The following is a 25,494-nucleotide window of genomic DNA, read 5'->3' as shown; positions in this document are numbered from 1 at the left end:
ACCGCGCGGCCTTCACATTTTGGAAGAGGGGAGTGCGGCAGGGCTGCGCCCTGCACCCGCAGAGGCAACGTCAACGTCAACGTCAAAAGCGGTATCCGTGGGATGGCGGGGTGGATCCGGTTGCGGGGGACGCCGTGAACCCATCCTTGGGGGCTTGGCCGCGGCATCCATGCCGCGGACACCCCCGCAACCGGACCCACCCCGCCTTCGACAGTTCCCTGCGATCTGCCGGGACGGCGTGCTGTGCGGCTGCTGGTGGGTGTCGACCTTGGTCGACACGGTAGATCCACGCCATGCGTGGATGAGTCCAAACGCGCCGACCTTGGTCGACACGTACCGGATCAGAGGCCCTGCATCAATGCCATCTGCGCAGAATGCGGGGCTTCGTCGTGCGCCGGGGCACGCTTGTGGTAGATGCCGTCGGCATCCAGTTCCCAGGCGTTGAGGTTGTCGTCCAGGTAGTTCTGCAGCACCTCGCGGTAGACTCGCTTGGCCAGCTCCGGGTCGAGGATCGGGAAGCAGGTCTCGACCCGGCGCAGCAGGTTGCGCTCCAGCCAGTCGGCGCTGGCGCAGTACATCTCCGGTGCGCCGTCGTTGCCGAACCAGTAGACGCGGCTGTGCTCCAGGAAGCGGCCGACGATCGAGCGCACGCGGATGTTGTCCGAAATGCCCGGCACACCCGGGCGCAGGGTGCAGGCGCCGCGGATGATCAGGTCGATCTGCACGCCGGCCTGCGAGGCGGCGTACAGCGCGCGCACCACCTGCGGTTCGTTCAACGCGTTCATCTTGGCGATGATCCGCGCGGGGCGACCGGCGGCGGCGATGCGCGTTTCGCGCTCGATGCGGCCGAGGATGCCGGTGTGCAGGGTGAAGGGCGACTGCAGCAGGCGCTTGAGCTTCATCTTCGAGGCCAGCCCGGACAGCTGCTGGAACAGCAGGTGCACGTCGTTGCCGATGTCCGCATCGGCGGTGATCAGGCTGATGTCGGTGTACGCGCGGGCGGTGCCGCTGTGGTAGTTGCCGGTGCCCAGGTGTACATAGCGGCGCAGCTTGCGGCCCTCGCGGCGCACGATCAGCAGCATCTTGGCGTGGGTCTTGTAGCCGACCACGCCGTACACCACCTGTACGCCGGCTTCCTGCAGGCGATCGGCCAGGCCCAGGTTTGCCTCTTCGTCGAAGCGTGCGCGCAGTTCAACGACCACGGTCACGTCCTTGCCGTTGCGCGCAGCCTGGATCAGCGCATCGACAATCAGCGAATCCTTGCCGGTGCGGTACAGGGTCTGCTTGATCGCCAGCACGTTGGGGTCGATCGCCGCCTGCCGGATCAGGTCCAGCACCGCGGTGAAAGCATCGAACGGGTGGTGCAGCAGCAGATCCTGGCGCGCCGCGGTTTCGAAGATGCCGTCGCTGTCGCGCAGCGTGCGCGGGGTCATTGGCGGGTACTTCAGGTCCGGCTGTGCGATCAGGTCGTACAACTGGATGATGCGGTTGAGGTTGACCGGGCCGTCGATGCGGTACACCGCGTTCTCGGTCAGGCCGAAGTTCTGCAGCAGGGTGCGCACGATCTCGCGCGGCATGTCCTGCGCGATTTCCAGCCGCACCGCCGGCCGGTAGCCGCGATCGACCAGTTCGTCGCGCAGTGCCAGCGCCAGGTTCTCCACCTCCTCCTCGTCCACCACCAGCTCGGAGTTGCGGGTGACGCGGAACTGGTAGGCCCCCTGGACTTCCATGCCCGGGAACAGCTCATCGACGAAGGTGGACAGCACCGAGGACAGGAACACGAAATTCTGCGACCCGCCGAGCTTCTCCGGCAGCTGGATGATGCGCGGCAGCGAGCGCGGCGCACGCACGATGGCCAGATGGCCGGCGCGGCCGAATGCGTCGGTGCCCTTCAGCACCACCACGATGTTCAGCGACTTGTTGAGGATCTTCGGGAACGGGTGCACCGGGTCCAGGCCCAGCGGCGACAGCACCGGCATGATCTCGTTGCGGAAATAGGCGCGCAGCCAGCGCCTCTGCCGATCGGTCCAGGAGTGGCGGCCGAGCACGCCGATGCCGGCCTCCATCAGCGCCGGGCGCAGCGTCTCGTTCCAGCAGCGGTACTGCTGGTCGACCAGTTGTGCCGCGCGGTCGTGGATGGCGTTGAGGATGGCCTGCGGGCTCATCCCGTCCGGTGCCGGTGGCAGGCCGAATTCCTGCGCGTGGCGGACGGCGGCGGCGCGGATCTCGAAGAACTCGTCCAGGTTGGTGCAGGAGATGCACATGAAGCGCAGGCGCTCCAGCAGCGGCACCTGCGGATCCATCGCCTGCGCCAGCACGCGGAAGTTGAAATCCAGCTGCGACAGCTCGCGGTTGATGTAGAGCGCCGGGTCGCGCAACGGATCGTTGTCCGGGCTCACGGGGAGGGGGAGGGATCCGAGGCTGCTCATGGCGTCATTCTTCGATGGAAGTCAGGGGGGCGGACTCGCGCGGGCGCACGTGGTCGGCATCGAAATGGCAGGAGAACACCGAGCCCTTGCCGACCTCGCTTTCAATCTCCAGCCGCGCGTGGTGCAGGCCGAGGATGTGCTTGACGATGGACAGGCCCAGGCCGGTACCGCCGCTTTCGCGGGAGCGGCTGCTGGAGACACGGTAGAAACGTTCGGTCAGGCGTGGCAGGTGGGAAGCCGGGATGCCGTAACCGGAATCGCGCACCGCCAGCACCGCGCCCTCGCCTTCGCGACGGAACTCCACGGCGATGCGGCCACCGGCCGGCGTATAGCGCACCGCATTGGTGACCAGGTTGGAGAAGGCGCTATGCAGCTCCTTGGTGGAACCCTGCAGGTCGACGCCGGCCAGATCGTCGATGCTGATCTGGTGGCGGCCCTGGCTGTGCGCTTCGGCCTCGCGGCGTAGTGTGGCCAGCATCGGCTGCATGGCGACGGTCTCTTCCTCGCTGTGCTCCTGCGACTCCAGCCGCGACAGGGTCAGCAGGTCTTCCACCAGCTGGGCCATGCGCTGGCTCTGCTTGCGCATTTCTTCCAGCATCGGACCGGTGCCCGGGAAATCCTCCGGGTCCATCATGTCCAGGTAACCGTGGACCACGGTGAGCGGCGTGCGCAGTTCGTGTGAAACGTTGGCGACGAAGTCGCGGCGCACCTGTTCCAGGCGCAGCAGCTTGCTGACGTCGCGGGCGATCAGCAGCCAGTAGTCCGAAGAATACGGAATCAGTCGCAGGTTCAGGCGGATCGCAGGATCGACCGGTGAGGGCACGTCCAGGATCGGCTCGGCGTTGCGGCCGCCGGCCAGCCAGTGCGCCAGCGGCATCGGCTGCAGGCGTTCGACCAGCGCCTCGCCGAGGTCGCCCGGATGATGCAGGCCAAGCAGGGCGGTGGCCGCTTCGTTGAACCACTGCACGCGCTGGCTGTTGCGGTCCAGCACCACCACGGCATCGGGCAGCGCGGCGGCAGCGGCGCGGTAGCTGCGCAGCATGTCGAGCAGGCGGCGCTTGCGAACGCGCATTTCCACCTGGTTGCGGTACAGCAGGCGGTCCAGCTCGTTCCAGACGCCGGTGCCTTCCTCGGCGGTATCCCAGCGCTGGCGCGCGGTCAGCCGGCGCAGCACGCTGCGCAGCCGCCAGTAATGCCAGGCCAGGGTGGCCATCGCGCCCAGTGCGATGCACAGCCACAGGTGACCCGTGAACCACCCCACCAGTCCGGAGAACAGCAGTACCGCGGCAACGGTGGCCAGGGTCTTCAACCAGGCAGAGCGGATGTGGCGGGGCATTGCGATCTCGTCGTTGAAGTGCGGCGGTTCACTGGGGTGAACCGAGGGTTATAGCAGAGTTGCCGGCGCCGGCACCCGCGGGTGCGCGGCGTCGGCACGACGAGACTCAGGTCGCGGTGGAGAAGCGGTAGCCGGCGCCGCGCACGGTCTGCACCATGTTCTCGGCGTTGAACGGTTCCAGCGTCTTGCGCAGGCGGCGGATGTGCACGTCGATGGTGCGCTCCTCCACGTACACGCTGCCGCCCCACACATGGTCCAGCAGCTGGGCGCGGGTGTAGACGCGCTCGGGGTGGGTCATGAAGAAGTGCAGCAGGCGGTACTCGGTCGGGCCGATCGGCACCGGCTGGTCGTTGGCGAACACGCGATGGGCGGCGCCGTCGATGCGGATCGGGCCGACGGCCACGCTGCCGTCCTCGTCGTCCTCGCGGGCGCGGCGCATGACCGCACGGATGCGGGCCAGCAGTTCGCGCGCCGAGAACGGCTTGACCACATAGTCGTCGACGCCGGCTTCAAGGCCACCTACGCGGTCGTTCTCTTCACCGCGGGCGGTCAGCATGATGATCGGCACTTCGCGGGTCAGCGTTTCCTTGCGCCAGCGGCGGGCCAGGTCCAGGCCGCTGGTGCCGGGCAGCATCCAGTCCAGCAGGATCAGGTCGGGGACGCGGTCGGCGATGGCGGTCTGGGCCTCACGGGCATCGCCGGCGTGGACCGGTTCGTAATCGCCCTTGCGCAGGGCGAAGGCGACCATTTCACGGATCGCGGGCTCGTCATCGACGATCAGGATGCGTTTCTGCACGAGGACACCGTAGGGCTCGGTTACTGGAGTGGTGCCAGTAGACTACGGTTTGATGACATGTTTGTGACTACCTGGCCGGAACCGGTCGGGATTGCCATCGACCGGTCATGCAACACTCAGCGGCGGTCCAGGTCCGGGTCCTGCACGCCCTGGCGGCGCAGCTCCAGCACGGTGGGGGTGATCGCCTCGATGCGCGCATCCACCCGCGCCCGGCCCACGTAGTCCAGCGCCGGGTTGCGCTTGAGGGCCTGCAGCTGCATCAGCGATTGCTCCGGGCGGCCGCTGAGGAAGGCGGCCTCGGCATAGGCCTCGCTGGCGCGCACGCTGTCACCGGCCAGCTCGCTGGCGCGGGCGTATCGCTGCTGGAAGACCGGATCGTTACCACTTTGCGACAGCAGGGGCCGCAGCATGGCCTGCGCGCGCTGGCCCGCCTCGCGGGTGCCCTGTTCGTTCAGGATCTCGGCGTAGGTCAGGGCCACGGGCCGGCTGTTGGGGTGCTCGCGCAGCAGCTGCTCGAAACGGGTGTTGGCCTGCGCGCCCAGCCCGGCACGCGATTCGGCCTCGCCCAGGCCCAGTGCCAGCCACAGGTTGTCCGGGCGGGTCTGCAGCAGGCTGGCCAGGGTCTGCCGGGCCTGCGTGGCACCGCTGCGGCCGCCGCGCATGACCGCCAGCGCCTGGCCATAGCGCTGGGCGTCGTTGAGACCGTCCTTCTGCCGCTTGGCCATGTCCGCGTATTCGCGCTCCAGCTCGGCGGTGGAATCGGCGCTCAGCACGCGCAGGCGCTCGCGTGCCCACTCGAAGTCGCCGCTGGCGCCACGGGCCAGCTGGCCGACCGGAACGCGCAGCACGCTGCTGGGCAGCAAGGGGTTGTTTCCTCGCAGCAGGGGCTCGGCCAGGCCCGGATCGGCTGGATTCACCCGCTCCCTGCGCTCGCCGCTGGGGGTGCTGGTGGTCAGCAGCACCGTGTCCTTCTTCATCTGCTCGGCGCGGGCCTTGGCCTCGCTGATGCGGGTGATGTTGACCGGATGGGTGCGCAGGAACTCGGGCACGCTGTAGCCGCCCTCGTTGCCGCGCATCGCTGCCGACATGCGCTCGAAGAAGCCGGCCATGGCATCCACGTCGTAGCCGCTGCGCGACAGGGTACGGATGCCGAGGCGGTCGGCTTCCGATTCGTTGGAGCGGGTGTAGTTGATCTGCCGCTGCTGCATCAGGCCCATGCCGGAGCTGATCGCGGCCATCGTCGCGTTGCCGGAGGAGGTGCTGTTGCTGGCCTGCGCGGCGACCACCGCCGCCAGCATGCCGAGCAGGATCGGGATCTGGTCGCGCTGGGCGCGTTCGACCCCGCGCAGCACGTGCTGCTGGGTGACGTGCGCGATTTCGTGCGACAGCACTGCAGCCACCTCGTCCTCGCGCTCGGCGGTCAGCACCAGGCCGGCATTGACCCCGATATAGCCGCCCAGCGTGGCGAAGGCGTTGATCTGGCGGTCCTTCATCACGAAGAACGTGTAGGGCTGGCGCGGCTGGTCGCTGTTGGAGCCAAGCCGGGTGCCCATGGTCTGCAGCCAGTCGTTCACCAGTGGGTCGTCCAGCAGGTAGCCGTAGTTGCGCAGCTCGCGCAGCATCATCGCGCCGTACTCGGCCTGGCGCGCCGGGGTCAGCAGCTCGCCGGCCGAGGAGCCGATGTCGGGCAGCTTCTCCTGGGCCTGGGCCAGCGGCATGGCCAGGGCCAGGGTAACGGCGGTAGTCAGCAGCAGGGCTCGCAAGCGGAAGGTCCTCGGGCAGGGCGCGCCAAGCGTGGCAGGGCAGGGGGCAACCATTCGTTAACCCACAGTGTTGCGGCGGTGGCGTGGAATTTCCAGCGCACCGGTACCATATGTAGACCGTCGATCCATCGTGGAGTTTCCCGTGACAGCCCAGACCGCCGGCGGCGCCCCCGCCATCACCATCTATTCCACCGCCGTCTGCCCGTACTGCGTGGCCGCCAAGAACTTCCTGAAGAGCAAGGGCCAGCAGTGGACCGAGGTCCGCATCGACCTGGACCCGGCCGAGCGCGAGAAGATGATGGCACTGACCCGCCGCACCAGCGTGCCGCAGATCTTCGTCGGCGACGTCCACGTGGGCGGCTACGACGACATGATGGCCCTGCACCGTGAAGGCAAGCTCGAGCCGCTGCTGGCCGGGCAGGGCCAGGCATGAGCGCGGCCGACGACGGCAGCAAGGACCGCATCGCCGAATTCACCGACTTCCGCAAGCGCATGAACGAACGCATCCTGGGCGAACCGAACCAGGTGGTGCGGCGCTTCTTCGCACTGGACACGCAGACCTACCAGGCCGGCGCGCTGGATGTGAAGACCAAGGAACTGCTGGGCCTGGTGGCCTCAATGGTGCTGCGCTGCGACGACTGCATCAGCTACCACGTGGCCCAGTGCAAGGACGCCGGCGTGACCCGTGAAGAGTTCTTCGAGACCTTCTCGGTCGGCCTGGTGGTGGGCGGTTCCATCGTGATCCCGCACCTGCGCCGCGCGGTCGACTTCCTCGACCAGCTTGAAGGCGGCGCCAGCGCTCCGGCAGCGCACGAGCACTGAGGGTAGTGCCGGCCGCTGGCCGGCATCGCCTGAACTCGACCTGGCCGAGGTTGCCGGCCAGCGGCCGGCACTACCGGGCCCGCGAGGGGGCCTGTCCCGCGATCCAGCAGCCCAGGAGCCCCTTCTTGTTGAAGGGGCGCGCCGACAGGCGGGGGTAGAGGAAGAATGCGCGGGCAATTCTGCCTGAGCCGGGCACTGGGACCATGGTCTATTTGGGACCTCGGCCCCGTCTCAGGCATAATTGCCGGTGAAACTTCCTTTGCGCCGGCGTTTCCGGGCACGTCCGGACGGCGTTTTTCCCCCTGTTCGGAACATCGATCAATGACGCAGAAAATTACGGTCATCCGCGGCGACGGCATTGGCCCGGAAATCATGGACGCCACCCTGTTCGTGCTCGACCAGCTCAAGACTGGCCTGGAGTACGAAGACGCCGACGCCGGCCTGGTGGCCCTGGAAAAGCACGGCGACCTGATGCCGGCGGTGACCCTGGAATCGATCGCGCGCAACAAGGTCGCGCTGAAGAGCCCGCTGACCACCCCGGTCGGTGGTGGCTTCACCTCGATCAACGTCAGCCTGCGCCGCCATTTCGACCTGTACGCCAACGTGCGTCCGGCCCACACCTTCCCGAACACCAAGTCGCGTTTCGACAACGTCGACCTGATCACCGTTCGTGAGAACACCGAGGGTGCCTACCTGGCCGAAGGCCAGGAAGTGTCGGCCGACGGCGAGACCGCCTTCTCCGGCACCCGCATCACCCGCAAGGGCTCCGAGCGCATCGTGCGCTACGCCTTCGAGCTGGCCAAGAGCACCGGCCGCAAGAAGGTCACCGCCGTGCACAAGGCCAACATCATCAAGTCGACCTCGGGCCTGTTCCTGAACGTCGCCCGTGAAGTGGCCGCGCAGTACCCGGACATCGAGTTCCAGGAAATGATCGTCGACAACTGCTGCATGCAGCTGGTGATGCGTCCGGAGCAGTTCGACGTGATCGTCACCACCAACCTGTTCGGTGACATCATCTCCGACCTGTGCGCGGGTCTGGTCGGCGGCCTGGGCCTGGCCCCGGGTGCCAACATCGGCAAGGACGCGGCGATCTTCGAAGCCGTGCACGGCACCGCGCCGGACATCGCCGGCCAGGGCAAGGCCAATCCGTGCGCACTGCTTCTAGCAGCCGCACAGATGCTGGACCATGTCGGCCAGCCGGAGAACGCCGAGCGCCTGCGCAAGGCCATCGTGGCGACCATGGAAGCCAAGGACTCGCTGACTGGCGACCTGGGCGGCACCGGCACCACCATGAGCTTTGCCCAGGCCATCGCCAGCCGCCTGTAAGCGGCCGGCCGACCTCGGTTGGATCCACAGCGGGGCGCCTTCGGGCGCCCCGTTGCGTTTCTCCGCCGGTGTAGCGTCGAGCCATGCTCGACTGATCTTCGTGTCGGCAACCGCAGAAAGGCCGTCGAGCATGGCTCGACGCTACAGATGTGGCCTGTGCGAGCTTCGCACAGATCATGTGCCTCTGTGGGGCTGGTTCGTGCGCCAGGCGCTCCGCATCCTGTGCTCCACACCCATCGCAGGAATCCGCACATGAACCTCACCACCTTCGGCCTGGCCAGCCTGATCGGCATGGCCGCCACCGCCCCGGTTGCCGCCGTTGATCCGGCCCATCCCACCATCCGCCAGATGGCCGGCGCGCCGGTCGCGACCTCGCTGGATGCAGCGAAGACCGCCGTGCTGGTGATCGACTTCCAGAACGAGTATTTCGATGCCAGCGCCGCACCGGGCTTTGCCGGTGGCCGCATGGTCATCCCCGACGGCATGGCCGCACTGCGCCAGGCGAAGCGGGTGGTCGAATTTGCCGGCGCCAATGGCATCGGTGTGATCCACGTGCAGCATGTGCTGCCGGCCGGCGCGCCGCTGTTTGCGCAGGGCAGCGTCAATGCGGCCTTCCATCGCGACCTGCAGCCGCGCCAGGGCGAGACCGTGGTGCAGAAGGACAACGTCAGCGTGTTCGCCGGCGCGTCCGCCGCCGTGCTCGACCAGGTGCTGAAGAGCGCCGGCATCGACACGCTGATCGTCACCGGCCTGCAGACCCACGCCTGCGTGGCCGGTGCCGCGCGCGATGCGGCCGCCGCGCCGCGCGGCTATCGGGTGATCGTGGCCTCCGATGCCAGTGCCAGCCGTGACCTGGACCTGGCCGGCGGCCAGCGCATCAGCCATCGCGCGCTGCATGAAGCCTCTCTGGCCCAGATCGAGGACACCTTCGGCGATGTCATGACGACTGACGCGATCCTCGCACTGCCGGTGCGCAAGGCTGGCGACGGCGCTTGATAAGCTGGCGGGGCCCGCATGCCGTGGGCCCCGCCAGACGGAGCTGCCCGCCGATGGATCACTTCGCCGCCCTGCGTGCGCTGCGCGCCATCGTTGACGCGGGCAGTTTCACCGCGGCCGCTGAACGCCTGGGGACCACCCACTCGGCGATGTCCCGGCAGCTGCGCCAGTTGGAAGAACACCTGCAGGTGCGCCTGCTCGATCGCAACAGCCGTCGGTTGTCATTGACCGAGGCCGGGCGCGACTACTACCGCGAGGCGGCAACGCTGCTGGACCGCCTGCAGGAGGCCGACGACCGTGCCCGCGCCGGGCAGGCGCAACCCAGTGGCCGCGTACGGATCAGCGTGCCGCAGGTGGTGGCCAGCCAGGAGCTGCCGCACTGGCTGCCCTCGTTCCTGCAGCGCTACCCGCAGGTCACGCTGGACCTGTCGGCGGATGATCAGCTGGTCGATGTGGTGGGCGGTGGTTTCGACCTGGCCCTGCGCATTGCGGCTTCATTGCCGGACAGCCAGCTGGTCGCGCGCGAGCTGGCCAGCTGCCCGCGCATCCTGGTCGCGGCACCGGCCTACCTGGCTCGCCATGGCCTGCCGCGACAGGCAGCAGATCTCGAACAGCACACGCTGCTGGGTTTCAGTCCCACGCCGTCAATGCCGCCCTGGCAATTGCAGGGGCCGCGTGGCGCGAGCGTGAGCGTTGACGCCGGGCAGCGCCTGCGCGTGGATGCCACCCCCGCCCTGTATGCCGCCGCGCTGGCCGGAATGGGCATCAGCCTGTTCACCGCGTTGACCGTGCAGGAGGACCTGCGCGCCGGTCGTCTGATCCGCGTGCTGCCAGCCTGGCATGCCGGCCAGCGGCGCTATTTCGCGCTGTATCCGCATGCACGCGCGCTCGCCCCCAAGGTGCGCGCGCTGGTCGAGCACCTTGCGGCGCACTACGCTGCAGCGATGGGTTCGGCGGGGTAGCCGCGCGGCTGCAGCCGTGGTGGTGATAGCGTCGGTGACTCTGCGGGTTGCCCCGCAAAGGGCTGGGATCAGGCTGGGCGGAACATGCGGAAGCGCTGTTCGGCGCCGATACGGAAGTAATCGGCGGGGCCGCCGCCGCGCAGGATCGGTGCCGCCGCCGCGGTGTCGTAGATGCCATCGACCAGCAACCGTGCATCGATATGCACCGCCACGACTTCGCCCAGCACCAGCCAACCGTGGGTGTCCTGTCCGGCGGCATCGCGCAGGCGCACGATCTGGGTGCAGCGGCATTCCATGCTCACCGGGCTCTGTGCCACACGCGGTGGCGCGACCTGCGTGGATGCCAGCGGGGTCAGGCCGGCGAGGGCGAACTCGTCGACATCCGGTGCAACCGCGCGGCAGCTTTCGTTCATGGCCTCGGCCAGGTCGAAGGTGGCCAGGTTCCAGACGAACTCTCCGGTGGCTTCGATGTTGCGCAGCGAGTCTTTGCGGCCCTGGCTGGAGAAGCCGATGATCGGCGGGGTGTAGTTGAAGGCGTTGAAGAAGCTGTAGGGCGCCAGGTTCAACGTGCCGCCCGCGTCCTGGCTGGAAATCCAGCCGATCGGGCGCGGGCCGATGATGGCGTTGAACGGGTCATGCGGCAGGCGGTGGCCCTCCGCCGGGCGGTAGCTGTGAAAGGTGTCGGGCATGGGGGGGCAGGGGACGTGTGGGCCAGCTCGACTCTACAAAAAAGCCGCGACCCTTGCGGATCGCGGCCTGTCGTTTACGGCGTGGCTGGACTCAGCGCTGCTGGATCTTCGAGAGCAGGCGCAGGAATTCCACGTACAGCCAGACCAGGGTCACCATCAGGCCGAATGCGCCATACCACTCCATGTACTTCGGCGCACGCTGGGCCACGCCGGTTTCGATGAAGTCGAAGTCCAGCACCAGGTTCAGCGCGGCCACGACCACCACGAACAGGCTGAAAGCGATGCCCAGCCAGCTGGCGTCGTGGATCACCGGCACGTTGATGTTGAAGAAGCCCAGCACGAACGAGGCCAGGTAGAGCAGGGCGATACCGCCGGTGGCGGCGACCACGCCCATCTTGAAGTTCTCGGTGGCCTTGATCACGCCGCTGCGGTATGCGAACAGCAGGGCGGCCAGGGTGCCGAAGGTCAGCAACACCGCCTGGAACACGATGCCCGGGTACTTCATGTTGAACAGTGCAGACACGGCGCCCAGGAACAGGCCTTCAACCAGCGCGTACATCGGCGCGGTCACCGGCGACCATTCCTTCTTGAAGATGGTGATCAGTGCCAGCACCAGGCCACCGATCGCGCCACCGATGGCGTACAGGCTTGCGCTGCCGGAAATCTGGCCGTACTCGTCGACCGACTGGCTCCAGGCGAACGCTGCGGTCAGCACGGTCAGCAGCAGCAGGAGGCCGGTCTTGTTGGCGGTGCCGTTGAGGGTCATCACCTGGTCGGGGTGGGTCACCACCGAACCGCTGGCGAGATCAAGGAAGGTCGACTCGGAAAGAGCCGGGTTGCCGCTGCGCATGCGAGTTCTCCGTGCGAATGAAGGTCGGGACGGCCATCCGGCCGATGACTGCGAGCATAGCCGATGACCACGCATGGCGCCGTGGCAGGTTCATGACCGGTCTCGCCTGCGTTGACAGTTCGCGATGTGCTTGGCCACAATGAACGACTCCCCGGGCCCGGCCCGAGGGGATTGCAAGACCGGGGTATAGCGCAGTCTGGTAGCGCGCCTGCTTTGGGAGCAGGATGTCGGGGGTTCGAATCCCTCTACCCCGACCAATCCCACATCACGTCGGATTGGACACCGTTCCGGTTCGGGCGCCCGTAGCTCAACTGGATAGAGCACCGGCCTTCTAAGCCGGCGGTTACAGGTTCGATTCCTGTCGGGCGCGCCATCGGCGAGCACCGGGATCGCATCGGCGGATGTGAAGAAGTGCTTGCAAAAGGGTAAAGACTCCACCAGAATATCGGACTCGCTTCGGCGGACCGGAACTTCGGTGACAGTCTCCAGGCAAAGGTTTGAGGTTCCAGCGTCAGCGGTATCGGCGATGGAGTGAAAGTTTCAGTGGTGGCTGTAGCTCAGTTGGTTAGAGTACCGGATTGTGATTCCGGTGGTCGGGGGTTCGAATCCCCTCAGCCACCCCACTGATTCAACCGCATCGGCGCAGCCGAAACGGTATTGCAATAAACAGAAAGCACGCTACAATGTGCGTCTGAGTTTCACGGGCCGTTAGCTCAGTTGGTAGAGCAGTTGACTCTTAATCAATAGGTCCAAGGTTCGAATCCTTGACGGCCCACCAAGACGGAAGCCACCTGGTACGCCAGGTGGCTTTTTTCTTATTAGTGTGACCCTTTCGTTTCGATGGATCACAGGTTGCAGGGCCCCGCCTGGCGTGGATCTGCAACGCAGCGGGATCGCAGTGCTGGTTTCAACGATGTTGAAGAAAGTGCTTGCACCCTCCGAGCGGATCGGGTCATAATTCGCGCCCCGATTTCGGGCTGTTAGCTCAGTTGGTAGAGCAGTTGACTCTTAATCAATAGGTCCAAGGTTCGAATCCTTGACAGCCCACCAGACGAAAGCCACTTGGTTCGCCAAGTGGCTTTTTTCTTGCCTGTATGCCGGGTTGCGCTTCATCCACGCATGGCGTGGATCTACTGAAGCGATGCTGAAATCAGGGGCATACGCGTCATCAGTGTTTTCAATGCTGTGCGCTGCTTCTCAGCGCATCGCGTCCTGCATCGCACCCAATGGATCTTCCGCGCCGATGGCGCATGTACGAAGGAAGATGTTGATGGCTGGTATCAATCGATTGCACCGCACGCTGTGGGTTCCCTTCGCGCTGATGGCGCTGGCTGCCTGTGCGCCGGCCAATGATCCTGCGCAGACCGTCGAGCGCGATGCTGGCACGGAGAGCACTCCGGCGCGCCCGGTCGGTGACGCCCTGCAGATGCAGCCGGCTCAGCCTGCGGAAGGGGAGGTCCTGCCCGACGCGGTGGACGTGCAGCGCAATGCGGATGGTTCGGTGGATGTGCGCAAGGCCACGCCGGAGTCGGTGGCCCTGCGCCGTACCGACGACGGGGGCGTGGAGATCCGCAAGGTGGATCCTGCGGCCGGGCAGGGAGCCGATGCGGCGCCTGCCGAGGCCAGGTCGCAGCACTGAACCACCGCTGCCCCGGCTGAGCGGCCGCTCGCCGGGGCGGTCCCCGCGCGCCAGTCGCGAGGATGGCCATGTTCAGCTTTGTGCAGGCCTTCCGCTTCCTGCGCCCGCCTGCGACAATGAACGCCTGTGCCGGCCACGCGAAAGTGGCGGAATTGGTAGACGCCCTGGATTTAGGTTCCAGTGCCGCAAGGCGTGGGGGTTCGAGTCCCCCCTTTCGCACCAGTGCCGGCCTGTCCCCCGCCCTGATCGGGCCCCGCTGCCCCCCTTGACCGGCACGCGCTGGCAGTGCAGGCCGAATTGGGCGAAACTAAAGGGCTGCGGCAAGCAGGCGCGTCCCAGACGTCGTGTCCTTACAACCGTTTCATCCCAATCATCGAGCCGGGGGCGTGGGCCACCGGTGGCAGGAGTCAACATGCAAGCTTCGATCGAATCCACCGGCAACCTGGAACGCCGCCTGAGCTTCTCGCTGCCGGAAGACCGTCTGCAGAGCCACATCGTCGGCCGCCTGGGCGAAATCGCCCGTACCACCCGCATCAAGGGTTTCCGTCCGGGCAAGGTGCCGGCCAAGGTGATCGAGCAGCGCTTCGGCGCGCAGGTCCGTGGCGAGGCGCTGGACGGCCTGCTGCGCGAAACCTTCGACGCGGCCGTGCGCGAGCACGATCTGCGCATCGTCGGCAGCCCGCGCATCGACAAGGGCGACGAGGGTGAATTCTCCTTCGTGGCCACCGTGGAAGTGGTGCCGGACTTCGGCGACATCGACGTCAGCAAGCTGACTGTCGTGCGCCACACCGCCGAGATCACCGACGCCGACATCGACCAGATGATCGAGAACCTGCAGAACCAGCGTCGTACCTGGGCCCCGGTCAGCCGTGGCGCGCAGGACGGTGACCTGGTCGCGGTGGAAACCTGGTCGCAGGCCGGTGAAGAGCGCCTGCCGGCCGAAGGCACCGAGAAGGGTTCGATCGTGCTCGGCCAGGGCATGATGTTCGAGACCATTGAAAAGGGCCTGGTCGGCCTGGCCAAGGGCGAAGAGAAGACCCTGGACGTCGAGTTCCCGGCTGACTGGCGCGTGCCGGTGCTGGCCGGCAAGACCGTGCAGGTCACCGTCAAGGTCGCCGAAGTGTCCGAGCCGGTCGTGCCGGCGGTCGACGAAGCCTTCATCAAGAGCTTTGGCGTGAAGGGTGGCGATGTGGAGCAGTTCCGCAGCGACATCCGCGCCAACCTGGAGCGCGAGCTGAAGGGCGCCCTGATGAACCGCCTGCGCCGCGAAGTGGGCGAGCAGCTGATCGCCGCCTATTCGTCGGTGGAAATGCCGCCGCGCCTGGTCGAGAACGAAGCCCGCGCCATGCTGGCCCAGCAGGTCGAGCAGATCCGCCGCAACGGCCAGAGCGTCGGCGAGATCCCGGCCGATGCCCACGAAGGCTTCAAGGAAGCGGCCGCCAAGCGCGTGCTGGTCGGCCTGCTGGTCGGTGAAGTGGCCCGCATCAACGACCTGCGCCTGGAAGCCAAGCGCCTGAACGAAACGATGCGTCTGATCGCTTCGACCTACGAAGAGCCGGAGCAGGTCATTGAGATGTACCGCAACGACCCCCAGCTGATGTCTGGCCTGCAGAACCGTGTGATGGAAGAGCAGGTGATCGACTGGATCGCCGAGCGTGCCCAGCACACCGAAGAGAAGCTGTCGTTCCAGGACGCGATCCGCCAGTAAGCCCGGGCGGATCACCGGATGCCCCGTGCCTTTGCCGGCGCGGGGTTGTTGCCCCCCAAGATAGGTACCTCACGTAATGGACAACCGAACCAAAGCCCTGAACCTGGTTCCGATGGTGGTCGAGCAGACCAGCCGCGGCGAGCGTGCCTACGACATCTATTCGCGCCTGTTGAAGGAGCGCCTGATCTTCCTCGTGGGCCCGATCGACGATCACATGGCCAACGTGGTGGTGGCGCAGTTGCTGTTCCTGGAATCGGAAAACCCGGAAAAGGACATCAACATCTACATCAACTCGCCGGGTGGCGTGGTCACCGCCGGCATGGCGATCTACGACACCATGCAGTACATCAAGCCGAATGTGAGCACTACCTGCATCGGCCAGGCTGCCTCGATGGGTGCCCTGCTGCTGGCCGCGGGCGAAGCCGGCAAGCGCTATGCGCTGCCGAACTCGCGCGTGATGATCCACCAGCCGCTGGGTGGCTACCAGGGCCAGGCCACCGACATCGACATCCACGCGCGTGAGATCCTGACCCTGCGTTCGCGCCTGAACGAGGTGCTGGCCAAGCACACCGGCCAGTCGCTGGAGACGATCGCCCGCGACACCGAGCGCGACAACTTCAAGAGCGCCTTCGAGGCGCAGGCCTACGGTCTGGTCGACCAGGTCCTGGAGCGTCGTCCGGATGAGTCGATCCAGGCCGGTTGACCGGCCTTCACGGGGCCATGGAGGCCTCGTTCCTGCAGGGTCGGGCGGGACTGGTGTCCCCTCGGCCCTGTGCTATTCTCGAATCGAACCCCCGTTCAGCGGGTGGGGTAACTGGGTAAGCGAAGCATGAGCGAAGACCGCCAAGGTCGTTCCACGGACACCGGCAAGATCCTCTACTGCTCTTTCTGCGGCAAGAGCCAGCATGAAGTGCGCAAGCTGATTGCGGGTCCGAGCGTGTTCATCTGTGATGAATGCGTGGAGCTGTGCAACGACATCATCCGCGAGGAGCTTGAGGAAAAGGCGCAGTCGGCGCGCAGTTCGCTGCCGAAGCCGCGCGAGATCCTCGAGGTGCTCGACCAGTACGTGATCGGCCAGAACCGCGCCAAGCGCACCCTGGCCGTGGCCGTGTACAACCACTACAAGCGCATCGAGAGCCGGCAGAAGAACGATGACGTCGAACTGGCGAAGTCGAACATCCTGCTGGTCGGCCCGACCGGTTCGGGCAAGACCCTGCTGGCCGAGACCCTGGCCCGCCTGCTCAACGTGCCGTTCACCATGGCCGACGCCACCACGCTGACCGAAGCCGGTTACGTGGGCGAGGACGTGGAGAACATCATCCAGAAGCTGCTGCAGAAGTGCGACTACGACGTCGAGAAGGCGCAGCAGGGCATCGTCTACATCGATGAAATCGACAAGATCTCGCGCAAGAGCGAGAACCCGTCGATCACCCGCGATGTGTCCGGCGAAGGCGTGCAGCAGGCCCTGCTGAAGCTGATCGAAGGCACCGTGGCCAGCGTTCCGCCGCAGGGCGGCCGCAAGCACCCGCAGCAGGAATTCCTGCAGGTGGACACCAAGAACATCCTGTTCATCTGCGGCGGCGCGTTCGCCGGGCTGGACAAGGTGATCCAGGCCCGTTCCACCGACGTCGGCAGCATCGGCTTCGGCGCCAAGGTGAAGAGCAGCGAGCGCAAGCAGGAAGTGGGCAAGGTGCTGGCCGAAGTCGAGCCGGAAGACCTGATCAAGTTCGGCTTGATTCCCGAGTTCGTCGGCCGCCTGCCGGTGGTGGCGACCCTGGAGGAGCTGGACGAGCCGGCCCTGATCAAGATCCTGACCGAGCCGAAGAACGCCATCACCAAGCAGTTCAAGAAGCTGTTCGAGATGGAGAACGTCGAGCTGGAGTTCCGCCCGGACGCGTTGTCGGCCATTGCCCGCAAGGCGCTCAAGCGCAAGACCGGTGCCCGCGGCCTGCGCACCATCGTCGAATCGGTCCTGCTGGACACCATGTACGACCTGCCGTCGCAGGAAAACGTCAGCAAGGTGGTGGTGGACGAGTCGGTGATCGAGCACAAGTCAGAGCCGTACCTGATCTACCAGACCCCAGCGGCCCCTGAACAGAAGGCCGCAGGCGCCGAGTGATCCTTCCAGGTTGTTGATTGGAAAGGATTTTCAAGGAATGCCTTGCATCTGAAAGCCGATGGCCCCATAACGGGGCCATCGGCTTTTTTTGTCTCCGGAAGATGCCCTCCCGGAGGCGGTTTTCCCCCTTCCCTGGAGCCCCCATGGCCCGTTCCCCAAGTGAAACCCTCGACCTGCCGGTCCTGCCGCTGCGCGACGTAGTGGTGTTCCCGCACATGGTCATCCCGCTGTTCGTCGGCCGTGACAAGTCCATGCACGCGCTCGAACAGGCAATGGAGGCGGACAAGCGCATCCTGCTGCTGGCGCAGAAGTCGGCCGAAACCGACGACCCGCATGCGGCCGACCTCTACCAGGTCGGTACGCTGGCGCAGGTGCTGCAGCTGCTGAAGCTGCCCGACGGCACCATCAAGGTGCTGGTCGAAGGACTGTCGCGCGTACAGGTCACCCACGTCGACGAGCGCAACGGCTCGCTGCACGGCCAGGCGGTGGAGATCGAGGCCACTGACGAGCGCGAAGCGCGCGAGGTCGAGGCCATCGCCCGCTCGCTGATGTCGCTGTTCGAGCAGTACGTCAAGACCAACCGCAAGCTGCCGCCGGAGCTGTTGCAGACGTTGTCGGGCATCGATGAGCCGGCGCGCCTGGCCGACACCATCGCCGCGCACATCAGCGTGCGCCTGGCCGACAAGCAGCGCCTGCTGGAAACGCTGGCCGTGGGCGACCGCCTGGAAATGCTGGTCGGCCTGGTCGACGGCGAGATCGACGTGCAGCAGATGGAGAAGCGCATCCGCGGCCGCGTGAAGTCGCAGATGGAGAAGAGCCAGCGCGAGTACTACCTCAACGAACAGATGAAGGCCATCCAGAAGGAACTGGGTGACCTGGACGACGCACCGGGCGAGCTGGAAGAGCTGGCCCGCAAGATCGCCGAAGCCGGCATGCCGAAGGCCGTTGAAGCCAAGGCGCGCAACGAACTGAACAAGCTCAAGCAGATGTCGCCGATGTCGGCCGAAGCCGCGGTGGTGCGCAACTACCTGGAGTGGCTGCTGGGCGTGCCGTGGAAGAAGCGCAGCAAGGTGCGCAAGGACCTGAAGGCTGCGCAGGACACCCTCGACGCCGATCACTACGGCCTGGAGAAGGTCAAGGAACGCATCCTTGAATACCTGGCGGTACAGTCGCGCGTGAAGCAGATGAAGGGCCCGATCCTGTGCCTGGTCGGGCCGCCGGGCGTGGGCAAGACCTCGCTGGGCCAGTCCATCGCCAAGGCCACCAACCGCAAGTTCGTGCGCATGTCGCTGGGCGGCGTGCGCGACGAGGCCGAGATCCGTGGCCACCGTCGTACCTACGTCGGTTCGATGCCGGGCCGCATCGTGCAGAACCTCAACAAGGTCGGCAGCAAGAACCCGCTGTTCGTGCTCGACGAGATCGACAAGATGTCGATGGACTTCCGTGGCGATCCGTCTTCGGCGCTGCTGGAAGTGCTCGACCCGGAGCAGAACAACGCGTTCAACGACCATTACCTGGAAGTGGACCTGGACCTGTCCGAAGTGATGTTCGTGGCCACCTCGAACTCGCTCAACATTCCCGGCCCGCTGCTGGACCGCATGGAAGTGATCCGCATCCCCGGCTACACCGAGGATGAGAAGCTCAACATCGCCACCCGCTACCTGGTGCCCAAGCAGGTCAAGGCCAACGGCCTGCAGCCGGAAGAGCTGGAGATCGGCAGCGATGCCATCCAGGACATCGTGCGCTACTACACGCGCGAATCGGGCGTGCGCAACCTGGAACGCGAGATCGCCAAGATCTGCCGCAAGGTGGTGAAGGAGATCGCGCTGGCCGGCCCGCAGCCGGCCAAGGCGAAGAAGGGCGCGAAGAAGAAGGCGCTGGTGAGCGTGTCCAGCAAGAACCTGGACAAGTACCTGGGCGTGCGTCGCTTCGACTTCGGCCGTGCCGAGGAAGAGAACGAGATCGGCCTGGTCACCGGCCTGGCCTGGACCGAGGTGGGCGGCGATCTGCTGCAGATCGAATCGACGCTGGTGCCGGGCAAGGGCCAGCTGATCCTGACCGGCCAGCTCGGCAACGTGATGAAGGAATCGGCTTCAGCGGCGCTGTCGGTGGTGCGTTCGCGCGCGGTCGGCTTCGGCATCGACAGCGACTTCCTGCAGAAGCACGACGTGCACCTGCACGTGCCCGATGGCGCCACCCCGAAGGACGGCCCGAGCGCCGGTGCGGCAATGGTCACCTCGCTGGTGTCGATGCTGACCAAGGTGCCGGTGCGTGCCGATGTGGCGATGACCGGCGAGATCACCCTGCGTGGTCGCGTCACCGCCATCGGTGGCCTGAAGGAAAAGCTGCTGGCGGCACTGCGTGGCGGCATCCGCACGGTCATCATCCCGGAAGAGAACCGCAAGGACCTGGCCGACATTCCGGCCAACGTCACCCGCGATCTGAAGATCGTCCCGGTGAAGTACATCGAAGAGGTCCTGGACCTGGCGCTGGAGCGTCCGTTGGCACCGAAGAAGGCGCGCAAGAGTGCGCAGCGTGTCACGGTGCGCAGCAAGGCCAAACCGAGTGGAAGCGCGCGCGTCAAGCATTGACGCGCGCTGTCCAATGGCCCGAAACCCGCGTCATTGCTGGCTTTCCAGCTTGCGTGGGGGTAGGGCCACTGGTATAAAAGCAGCACTCGCGAATGAGTGATCGCTGTCAGCGATGACTGAATCGGCGAACCGTTTCCACATGGTGGCCGCATGCAGAAGGCATGCGGTTGCTTCCCTGTCGAATAAGCGGAACCCACCGCCAAAGGAGTTGTAGAGAATGAACAAGACCGAATTGATCGATGCCGTTGCTGAAGCTGCCGACCTGACCAAGGCCGAGTCCAGCCGCGCTGTCGATGCCGTCGTTGCTGCCATCACCAAGGCGCTGAAGGACGGCGATGCGGTCACCCTGGTTGGCTTCGGTACCTTCCAGGTCCGCGACCGTGCTGCGCGCACCGGCCGCAACCCGAAGACCGGCGACACCATCAAGATCGCTGCTTCGAAGAATCCGTCGTTCAAGGCTGGCAAGGCCCTGAAGGATGCTGTAAACTAAGCGGCTCGCTGGGGTGCTTAGCTCAGCGGTAGAGCGTCTCCTTTACACGGAGAGGGTCGGGGGTTCGAAACCCTCAGCACCCACCACAGCACCGCGGTAAAAGTTTGAGTGTGGAGCGGTAGTTCAGCTGGTTAGAATGCTGGCCTGTCACGCCGGAGGTCGCGGGTTCGAGTCCCGTCCGCTCCGCCATTCAACGAGGCCTCCGGCCAAAAGCTGGAGGCTTTGTTTTCTTCCCGGTCCAGGCCGGCTGGAAAGCAAAAAAAAGCAACAATGCGGAGCGGTAGTTCAGCTGGTTAGAATGCTGGCCTGTCACGCCGGAGGTCGCGGGTTCGAGTCCCGTCCGCTCCGCCACTACATCGAGGCCCCCGGCCTGAAGCCGGGGGCCTTGTCTTCTCCCCGGAAGGTTCGGGAAGAAGGCGAAAGGTTTTGCAAGAACGGAGCGGTAGTTCAGCTGGTTAGAATGCTGGCCTGTCACGCCGGAGGTCGCGGGTTCGAGTCCCGTCCGCTCCGCCATTGCAGAATTCTTAAGTCCCTGTGAAAAAACTTTGAAAAAAGTGTTCACCGGGCTGGGTTTCCAGGGAGTCTTCGGATATACTGGGCGCCTGCAAAGTTTCAGCGCGGAGCGGTAGTTCAGCTGGTTAGAATGCTGGCCTGTCACGCCGGAGGTCGCGGGTTCGAGTCCCGTCCGCTCCGCCAACTCTAAAAGCCCTCGGCGCAAGCCGGGGGCTTTTTCTTTGTGCCGTCGGAAGCGGTGCGCAGGCCACGCCGGTGCTGCTTTTGGTCCCTGCGACGAAGCGGGTTACACTGCCGGGCTCGCCAATCAGGCCTTGTGATTCCTCACCATGCTGCAGAAACTCCGCGACAAGACCTCAGGCTGGATCGTCACCGTGATCCTGGGGCTGCTGATGATTCCGTTCCTGTTCGTGATCGACAACAGCTACCTCGGTGGCGTTGGCGCACAGAACGTGGCCAAGGTTTCCGCGCCGCCGACCTGGTGGCGTTCGGCACCGTCGTGGTGGCCGGTGCGCATGCTGTGGCAGCACCATGAGATCAGCGCGCAGGATTTCCGCACCCGCTTCGAGCAGGAGCGCATGCGTGAGCGCCAGCAGCAGGGCGAGAACTTCGACCCGCGCGCGTTTGAAAGCACTGAAAACAAGCTGGCCGTGCTCGATCAGCTGATCGACGAACAGGTCGTGCGCCTGGTCGGCGAGCAGGCCGGTGTCGTGATCGGCGATGGCGCGGTGCGCGAGTACATCGCCACCATCCCGGCCTTCCTCGATTCGAACGGCAAGTTCAACGAGAACAACTACCGCCTGGCGCTTGCCGGTGGCAATCCGCCGCGCACGCCGACCCAGTTCCAGGAACTGGTGCGTGAGAGCCTGCAGCAGTCGGTGATTCCGTCGGGCCTGCAGAACTCGGGCTTCGTTACCCAGTCCGAGACCGAGCGCCTGCTGAAGCTGCTGGGCGAGACCCGCGATGTCGAACTGGCCGCGCTGCCGGAAGTGCCGGCCGATACCGCGCCGGTGACCGACGCGCAGATCAAGCAGTGGTACGACAGCCATGGCAAGGACTTCCGCCAGGCCGAGAGCGTTTCGCTCGAGTACGTCGAGATCAATGGTGCGAACCTGCCGGCACCGACCGCCGCCGACGAAGCCACCCTGCGCAAGCGCTATGAAGACGAGAAGGCGAAGTTCACCACGCCGGAGCAGCGCCAGGCCTCGCATATCCTGATTACCGGCGACGGTGCCGAAGCCAAGGCGAACAAGATTGCCGCCGAAGCCAAGGCTGCCGGCGCCGACTTCGCTGCACTGGCCAAGGCCAACTCGGAAGACCCGGGTTCGAAGGGCCAGGGTGGTGACCTGGGTTGGGTCGAACGCGGCGCGATGGTCAAGCCGTTCGAAGATGCGCTGTTCGCTGCCAAGGCCGGTGACGTGATTGGTCCGGTCAAGACCGAGTTCGGCTATCACATCATCAAGGTTGCTGCGGTCCGTGGCGGCCAGGGCAAGTCCTTCGAGGAAGTGCGTGACACGCTGGCTGCCGAGCAGCTGAAGGCCGACGGCGAGCGCGGCTTCAACGAACTGGCCGGCCGTCTGGTCGACGCCATCAACAAGAGCCCGAGCGATCTGGCTGCCGCGGCCAAGGAAGTGAACCTGCCGCTGCAGACGCTGGGCCCGATCACCCGTGCCACCGCCAGTGGCATCGCCGCTGATCCGGGCGTGCTGCGTGCCGCTTTCTCTGACGTGCTGGTGCAGGACGGGACCGCCAGCGACCCGATTGCGCTGGGCGGTGCGACCAACCACAGTGTGGTCATCCGCGTGGCCGCGCACACCCCGGAACAGGCCATGCCGCTGGACAAGGCGCGCGAGCAGGTGATCGCCGCGATCCGTGCCGACCGTCAGCGCCAGGCCAGCGACAAGGCGGCCGATGCCGTGCTGGCCAAGCTGAAGGCGGGCGCCACCCTGCAGTCGCTGGCGGCCAGCGAGAAGCTGCAGCTGAGCCCGATGCCCGGCCTGCCGCGCAGCCAGCCGGTGCCGACCCCGGAAATCAACCGCGCGATCTTCAGCGCGCCGGTGCCGGCCGATGGCAAGCCGAGCTACGGCAAGGTCGATGTCAACGGCCATGCGTTGCTGTTCGCGGTGAACAAGGTGAACCCGGGCGACGTGAAGGAAGTGACCCCCGAGCAGCAGAAGCAGCTGAAGGACCAGCTGAGCCAGATCGATGGCATGGCTGCGGCCAAGGCCTATGTCGAGGCGATGCGCAAGAAGTTCGTGATCCAGACCACCGAAGCGAACCTGTAAGCCTCGCGGCGGGCAGGATCGAAGAAGGCCCGGCAATGCCGGGCCTTTTTTTGTCTTCGCGTCGTTTGTGGCGCGCTTGGCCTCTGGTAGTGGTCGAGCTTGCTCGACCGCCTTTTGTAAAGTCGAGCCGTGCTCGACTGCATCCGCTGGGCGCAGGCATGAAAAAGCCGAGCATGGGCTCGGCTCTATACGGGAGGCGCGCTTGGCCTGTGCGTCAATCCTCGACGCGCAGCACCGCGCCAGGCTTCAGCACGCTGCTGCCGCTCAGGCCGTTCAGCGACAGCAGGGCCTTTACCGGCATGCCGTAGCGGCGGGCGATGGTCCAGGCCGACTCGCCATCACGCACGGTGTGGCGGCGGCTGCGCGGGCGGTCGGCGATCGCGGCGACGGTTCTGGTGACCTGCGGCGTCGGTACAGCGGCCGCCACCGGTGCGGTGGTGGCGACCAGCGCGGTCGCTGCCTCCGCTACCGTCGCATATGCGGCCGAGACCGGCGCCAGCACGCGGGTGGTACCCGAGGGGCGGCCACCGGAGGCCAGGGCCGGGTTGAGGCGGGCGATCCTGGCAGGGTCCAGGGCGCGCTGTGCGGCCCACTGCTGCACGCTGGTGCCCGCAGGCAGGGTGTGGTCCTTCAGCACCGGCACGGTGCGGTCCAGCGAGGCCATCACGCCAGGCTGGTCTTCCACGTCTTCCAGCACGCAGGCCAGGGCATGCAGCTTCTCGACGTAGGCATGGGTGACCGGCGACAGGCCGGGCAGCGCTGAAGGCTTGGCGTTCTGCGCGTTCATGCCAGCCTTGCGCATGGACTGCAGCACGCGGTACTCGCCGGCGTTGTAGGCCATCGTGGCCAGGCGCCAGTCGCCGCCGAACATGCCGTGCAGGGTCTTCAGGTAGCGCACTGCGGCCTGGGTCGAATCGACCGCCGACAGGCGGCCGTCATAGCCGTTGGTCATCGGCACGCGATGGTTGCGCGCGGTGGTGGCGATGAACTGCCACAGGCCGGTCGGGCCGCTGCCATTGCGGGCATTGGGCCGGTAGCCGCTTTCCACGAAGGGAATCAGCGCGAACTCGGTGGGCAGGTCGGCCTTGCGCAGCTCTTCGACCACGTAGCCGAACAGCACCAGTGCATCGTCATCCTGGTTGGCCAGGCGCGAGGGGGCGTGGGCGAACTGCTGCTGCCAGCGCGGGCTGGTGGCCTCGGCGTCGCAGCTGGGTTCGGCCAAGCCGTCGCGGAAGCTGGTGAAGATCTCCTGGCCGTTGCGCACCGAAGCGGCGGGCAGCGCAGCCGGATCCAGCGGCAGGGCCGCGGCAGCGGTCAGGTTCTGGCTGATGCCGGCGCCCAGCGACTGTGCGCCCGCAGTTCCGGCCAGCCCCAGGACAAGGCCCAGGGCCAGCGGCAGACTTCGGCGCATCATGCGCGGAAGCCGTCTTTCCAGTGCCGGAGGCCGGCCATCACGTCGACGTCGTCAACGACGTCACGGCCCAGGTGTGCCGAGACCGACGCACGGATCGGTGCAGCGTGCACACGCAGGAAGGGATTGCAGTCGAATTCGTTGGCCAGGGTTACCGGCAGGGTGGAACGGTCATCGCGGCGCATGGCCAAAGCCTCCTCTTGGCGCTGCCACAGGGCAGCGTTGGCGGGGTCGACATGCCGCGCGAAGACGGCATTTGACACGGTGTACTCGTGGGCGCAACAAAGCAGCAGTTGCGCGGGCAAGGTACCCAGCTTGCGCATCGATGCCAGCAGCTGGGACGGCGTACCTTCGAACAGACGTCCACAGCCCAGGCTGAACAACGAATCTCCGCTGAAAAGATGTTCAGCAGTGTGAAACGCGATGTGGCTGCGGGTATGCCCGGGCACGGATAGTACGTGGAACGTCCGGCCCAGTGCCTGAACGCGTTCACCTTCGCCGACCCGTTCGGTGGCCGTGGGGATGCGCTCTTCGACCGGCGCGATGACCCGTACACCGGGAAAACGAGCCTGCAGTGCGGGCACGCCACCGATGTGGTCGTCGTGGTGGTGGGTGAGCAGGATCGTGTCCACGCGCAGGCCCTGATCGGCCAGTGCGAGCACTGGCGCGGCATCGCCGGGGTCGACGACCACGGCAGTGCCATCGTCGGCGATCAGCGTCCAGATGTAGTTATCCGCAAATGCGGGCAGGGCAGTCAGTCGCATAGAAT

At 66.0% G+C, this 25,494-nt stretch carries 20 protein-coding genes and 11 tRNA genes; 23 read left to right on the top strand and 8 right to left on the bottom strand.

The window, feature by feature from the left end; translation table 11 throughout:
- Positions 1-341: 341 nt before the first annotated feature.
- From ppk1 to AC5P5R_RS14050, 4 genes are all read right to left on the bottom strand, one after another.
- A complete protein-coding gene (gene ppk1, locus AC5P5R_RS14065; RefSeq protein ID WP_005408256.1) occupies positions 342-2,429 on the bottom strand; it encodes a polyphosphate kinase 1 in 2,088 nt (695 codons plus the stop codon).
- Positions 2,430-2,433: 4 nt separating this feature from the next.
- Complete coding sequence (phoR, locus tag AC5P5R_RS14060) at positions 2,434-3,765, bottom strand: phosphate regulon sensor histidine kinase PhoR (RefSeq protein ID WP_164281599.1); 1,332 nt, start codon at positions 3,763-3,765, stop codon at positions 2,434-2,436.
- Between the two features lie 106 nt (positions 3,766-3,871).
- A complete protein-coding gene (phoB, locus tag AC5P5R_RS14055) occupies positions 3,872-4,561 on the bottom strand; it encodes a phosphate regulon transcriptional regulator PhoB (RefSeq protein WP_005408258.1) in 690 nt (229 codons plus the stop codon).
- A gap of 116 nt (positions 4,562-4,677) precedes the next feature.
- Positions 4,678-6,324, bottom strand: coding sequence for a M48 family metalloprotease (locus tag AC5P5R_RS14050; protein WP_005412370.1), 1,647 nt, complete (start codon positions 6,322-6,324; stop codon positions 4,678-4,680).
- Positions 6,325-6,466: 142 nt separating this feature from the next.
- Between AC5P5R_RS14050 and grxC the strand changes: the two genes are divergently transcribed.
- The 5 genes from grxC to AC5P5R_RS14025 all read left to right on the top strand — a co-directional run bounded on the left by grxC (position 6,467) and on the right by AC5P5R_RS14025 (position 10,430).
- Positions 6,467-6,757 (top strand): glutaredoxin 3, encoded by a 291-nt coding sequence (gene grxC / locus AC5P5R_RS14045; protein WP_004154541.1) that lies wholly within the window; start codon positions 6,467-6,469, stop codon positions 6,755-6,757.
- Positions 6,754-7,146, top strand: coding sequence for a carboxymuconolactone decarboxylase family protein (locus tag AC5P5R_RS14040; RefSeq protein WP_005412372.1), 393 nt, complete (start codon positions 6,754-6,756; stop codon positions 7,144-7,146). The genes grxC and AC5P5R_RS14040 overlap by 4 nt, the downstream gene beginning before the upstream one ends.
- Before the next feature lie 321 nt (positions 7,147-7,467).
- Positions 7,468-8,472: an isocitrate dehydrogenase gene (locus AC5P5R_RS14035; protein WP_032129081.1), complete on the top strand. Its 1,005-nt coding sequence runs from the start codon at positions 7,468-7,470 to the stop codon at positions 8,470-8,472.
- A gap of 252 nt (positions 8,473-8,724) precedes the next feature.
- Positions 8,725-9,468 (top strand): cysteine hydrolase family protein, encoded by a 744-nt coding sequence (locus AC5P5R_RS14030; RefSeq protein WP_044569566.1) that lies wholly within the window; start codon positions 8,725-8,727, stop codon positions 9,466-9,468.
- Between the two features lie 53 nt (positions 9,469-9,521).
- Entirely contained in the window at positions 9,522-10,430 is a 909-nt protein-coding gene (locus tag AC5P5R_RS14025) for a LysR family transcriptional regulator (RefSeq protein ID WP_012479263.1), read from the top strand.
- 68 nt (positions 10,431-10,498) lie between these two features.
- On the opposite strand, the gene AC5P5R_RS14020 is transcribed toward AC5P5R_RS14025, so the two are convergent.
- On the bottom strand, positions 10,499-11,119 hold the full coding sequence (locus AC5P5R_RS14020) for a flavin reductase family protein (protein ID WP_012479264.1): 621 nt from the start codon (positions 11,117-11,119) through the stop codon (positions 10,499-10,501).
- A gap of 91 nt (positions 11,120-11,210) precedes the next feature.
- On the bottom strand, positions 11,211-11,969 hold the full coding sequence (locus tag AC5P5R_RS14015) for a Bax inhibitor-1/YccA family protein (RefSeq protein WP_012479265.1): 759 nt from the start codon (positions 11,967-11,969) through the stop codon (positions 11,211-11,213).
- 180 nt (positions 11,970-12,149) lie between these two features.
- Here AC5P5R_RS14015 and AC5P5R_RS14010 point away from each other — a divergent pair.
- The 18 genes from AC5P5R_RS14010 to AC5P5R_RS13925 all read left to right on the top strand — a co-directional run bounded on the left by AC5P5R_RS14010 (position 12,150) and on the right by AC5P5R_RS13925 (position 23,314).
- Positions 12,150-12,226 (top strand) — tRNA-Pro (locus tag AC5P5R_RS14010).
- Positions 12,227-12,265: 39 nt separating this feature from the next.
- Positions 12,266-12,342 (top strand) — tRNA-Arg (locus AC5P5R_RS14005).
- A gap of 173 nt (positions 12,343-12,515) precedes the next feature.
- Positions 12,516-12,592, top strand: a tRNA-His gene (locus AC5P5R_RS14000).
- Between the two features lie 79 nt (positions 12,593-12,671).
- Positions 12,672-12,747: transfer RNA gene (locus tag AC5P5R_RS13995), tRNA-Lys, on the top strand.
- Positions 12,748-12,943: 196 nt separating this feature from the next.
- Positions 12,944-13,019: transfer RNA gene (locus AC5P5R_RS13990), tRNA-Lys, on the top strand.
- Positions 13,020-13,239: 220 nt separating this feature from the next.
- Complete coding sequence (locus tag AC5P5R_RS13985; protein WP_012479266.1) at positions 13,240-13,608, top strand: hypothetical protein; 369 nt, start codon at positions 13,240-13,242, stop codon at positions 13,606-13,608.
- Between the two features lie 137 nt (positions 13,609-13,745).
- Positions 13,746-13,830 (top strand) — tRNA-Leu (locus AC5P5R_RS13980).
- A 190-nt stretch (positions 13,831-14,020) separates the two neighbouring features.
- On the top strand, positions 14,021-15,316 hold the full coding sequence (tig, locus tag AC5P5R_RS13975; RefSeq protein ID WP_012479267.1) for a trigger factor: 1,296 nt from the start codon (positions 14,021-14,023) through the stop codon (positions 15,314-15,316).
- 76 nt (positions 15,317-15,392) lie between these two features.
- Positions 15,393-16,019: an ATP-dependent Clp endopeptidase proteolytic subunit ClpP gene (gene clpP, locus AC5P5R_RS13970; protein WP_004146318.1), complete on the top strand. Its 627-nt coding sequence runs from the start codon at positions 15,393-15,395 to the stop codon at positions 16,017-16,019.
- A gap of 126 nt (positions 16,020-16,145) precedes the next feature.
- Positions 16,146-17,435: an ATP-dependent Clp protease ATP-binding subunit ClpX gene (gene clpX / locus AC5P5R_RS13965; RefSeq protein WP_004154600.1), complete on the top strand. Its 1,290-nt coding sequence runs from the start codon at positions 16,146-16,148 to the stop codon at positions 17,433-17,435.
- A 143-nt stretch (positions 17,436-17,578) separates the two neighbouring features.
- Complete coding sequence (lon, locus tag AC5P5R_RS13960) at positions 17,579-20,026, top strand: endopeptidase La (RefSeq protein WP_049460497.1); 2,448 nt, start codon at positions 17,579-17,581, stop codon at positions 20,024-20,026.
- 217 nt (positions 20,027-20,243) lie between these two features.
- Positions 20,244-20,516 carry an HU family DNA-binding protein gene (locus AC5P5R_RS13955; RefSeq protein ID WP_005408270.1) on the top strand — a complete coding sequence of 91 codons (273 nt, stop codon included), beginning with the start codon at positions 20,244-20,246 and terminating at the stop codon, positions 20,514-20,516.
- A gap of 11 nt (positions 20,517-20,527) precedes the next feature.
- A tRNA-Val gene (locus tag AC5P5R_RS13950) sits at positions 20,528-20,602 on the top strand.
- A gap of 26 nt (positions 20,603-20,628) precedes the next feature.
- A tRNA-Asp gene (locus AC5P5R_RS13945) sits at positions 20,629-20,705 on the top strand.
- 85 nt (positions 20,706-20,790) lie between these two features.
- Positions 20,791-20,867 (top strand) — tRNA-Asp (locus AC5P5R_RS13940).
- A gap of 85 nt (positions 20,868-20,952) precedes the next feature.
- Positions 20,953-21,029 (top strand) — tRNA-Asp (locus AC5P5R_RS13935).
- A gap of 106 nt (positions 21,030-21,135) precedes the next feature.
- A tRNA-Asp gene (locus AC5P5R_RS13930) sits at positions 21,136-21,212 on the top strand.
- A gap of 146 nt (positions 21,213-21,358) precedes the next feature.
- Entirely contained in the window at positions 21,359-23,314 is a 1,956-nt protein-coding gene (locus tag AC5P5R_RS13925) for a peptidyl-prolyl cis-trans isomerase (protein ID WP_049459832.1), read from the top strand.
- Positions 23,315-23,528: 214 nt separating this feature from the next.
- Here the strand turns inward: AC5P5R_RS13925 and AC5P5R_RS13920 are convergent, their stop codons facing one another.
- A complete protein-coding gene (locus AC5P5R_RS13920) occupies positions 23,529-24,728 on the bottom strand; it encodes a lytic transglycosylase domain-containing protein (RefSeq protein WP_329751592.1) in 1,200 nt (399 codons plus the stop codon).
- Complete coding sequence (gene gloB / locus AC5P5R_RS13915; protein WP_005412427.1) at positions 24,725-25,489, bottom strand: hydroxyacylglutathione hydrolase; 765 nt, start codon at positions 25,487-25,489, stop codon at positions 24,725-24,727. Before gloB ends, AC5P5R_RS13920 begins: the two co-directional genes overlap by 4 nt.
- Between the last annotated feature and the right edge of the window lie 5 nt (positions 25,490-25,494).

The sequence above is a fragment of the Stenotrophomonas sp. YJH_SMC_19 genome (genome assembly GCF_059367915.1).
The sequence above is the reverse complement of the archived record's forward strand: the minus strand, read 5'-3'. Positions and strand labels throughout refer to the sequence as shown.

Coding starts and splice junctions, on each gene's coding strand:
- ppk1 (WP_005408256.1), bottom strand. CDS start 2,429: ATGAGCAGCCTCGGATCCCTCCCCCTCCCCGTGAGCCCGGACAACGAT.
- phoR (WP_164281599.1), bottom strand. CDS start 3,765: ATGCCCCGCCACATCCGCTCTGCCTGGTTGAAGACCCTGGCCACCGTT.
- AC5P5R_RS14040 (WP_005412372.1), top strand. CDS start 6,754: ATGAGCGCGGCCGACGACGGCAGCAAGGACCGCATCGCCGAATTCACC.
- AC5P5R_RS14035 (WP_032129081.1), top strand. CDS start 7,468: ATGACGCAGAAAATTACGGTCATCCGCGGCGACGGCATTGGCCCGGAA.
- AC5P5R_RS14030 (WP_044569566.1), top strand. CDS start 8,725: ATGAACCTCACCACCTTCGGCCTGGCCAGCCTGATCGGCATGGCCGCC.
- AC5P5R_RS14025 (WP_012479263.1), top strand. CDS start 9,522: ATGGATCACTTCGCCGCCCTGCGTGCGCTGCGCGCCATCGTTGACGCG.
- AC5P5R_RS14020 (WP_012479264.1), bottom strand. CDS start 11,119: ATGCCCGACACCTTTCACAGCTACCGCCCGGCGGAGGGCCACCGCCTG.
- AC5P5R_RS14015 (WP_012479265.1), bottom strand. CDS start 11,969: ATGCGCAGCGGCAACCCGGCTCTTTCCGAGTCGACCTTCCTTGATCTC.
- AC5P5R_RS13985 (WP_012479266.1), top strand. CDS start 13,240: ATGGCTGGTATCAATCGATTGCACCGCACGCTGTGGGTTCCCTTCGCG.
- tig (WP_012479267.1), top strand. CDS start 14,021: ATGCAAGCTTCGATCGAATCCACCGGCAACCTGGAACGCCGCCTGAGC.
- clpP (WP_004146318.1), top strand. CDS start 15,393: ATGGACAACCGAACCAAAGCCCTGAACCTGGTTCCGATGGTGGTCGAG.
- clpX (WP_004154600.1), top strand. CDS start 16,146: ATGAGCGAAGACCGCCAAGGTCGTTCCACGGACACCGGCAAGATCCTC.
- lon (WP_049460497.1), top strand. CDS start 17,579: ATGGCCCGTTCCCCAAGTGAAACCCTCGACCTGCCGGTCCTGCCGCTG.
- AC5P5R_RS13955 (WP_005408270.1), top strand. CDS start 20,244: ATGAACAAGACCGAATTGATCGATGCCGTTGCTGAAGCTGCCGACCTG.
- AC5P5R_RS13925 (WP_049459832.1), top strand. CDS start 21,359: ATGCTGCAGAAACTCCGCGACAAGACCTCAGGCTGGATCGTCACCGTG.
- AC5P5R_RS13920 (WP_329751592.1), bottom strand. CDS start 24,728: ATGATGCGCCGAAGTCTGCCGCTGGCCCTGGGCCTTGTCCTGGGGCTG.
- gloB (WP_005412427.1), bottom strand. CDS start 25,489: ATGCGACTGACTGCCCTGCCCGCATTTGCGGATAACTACATCTGGACG.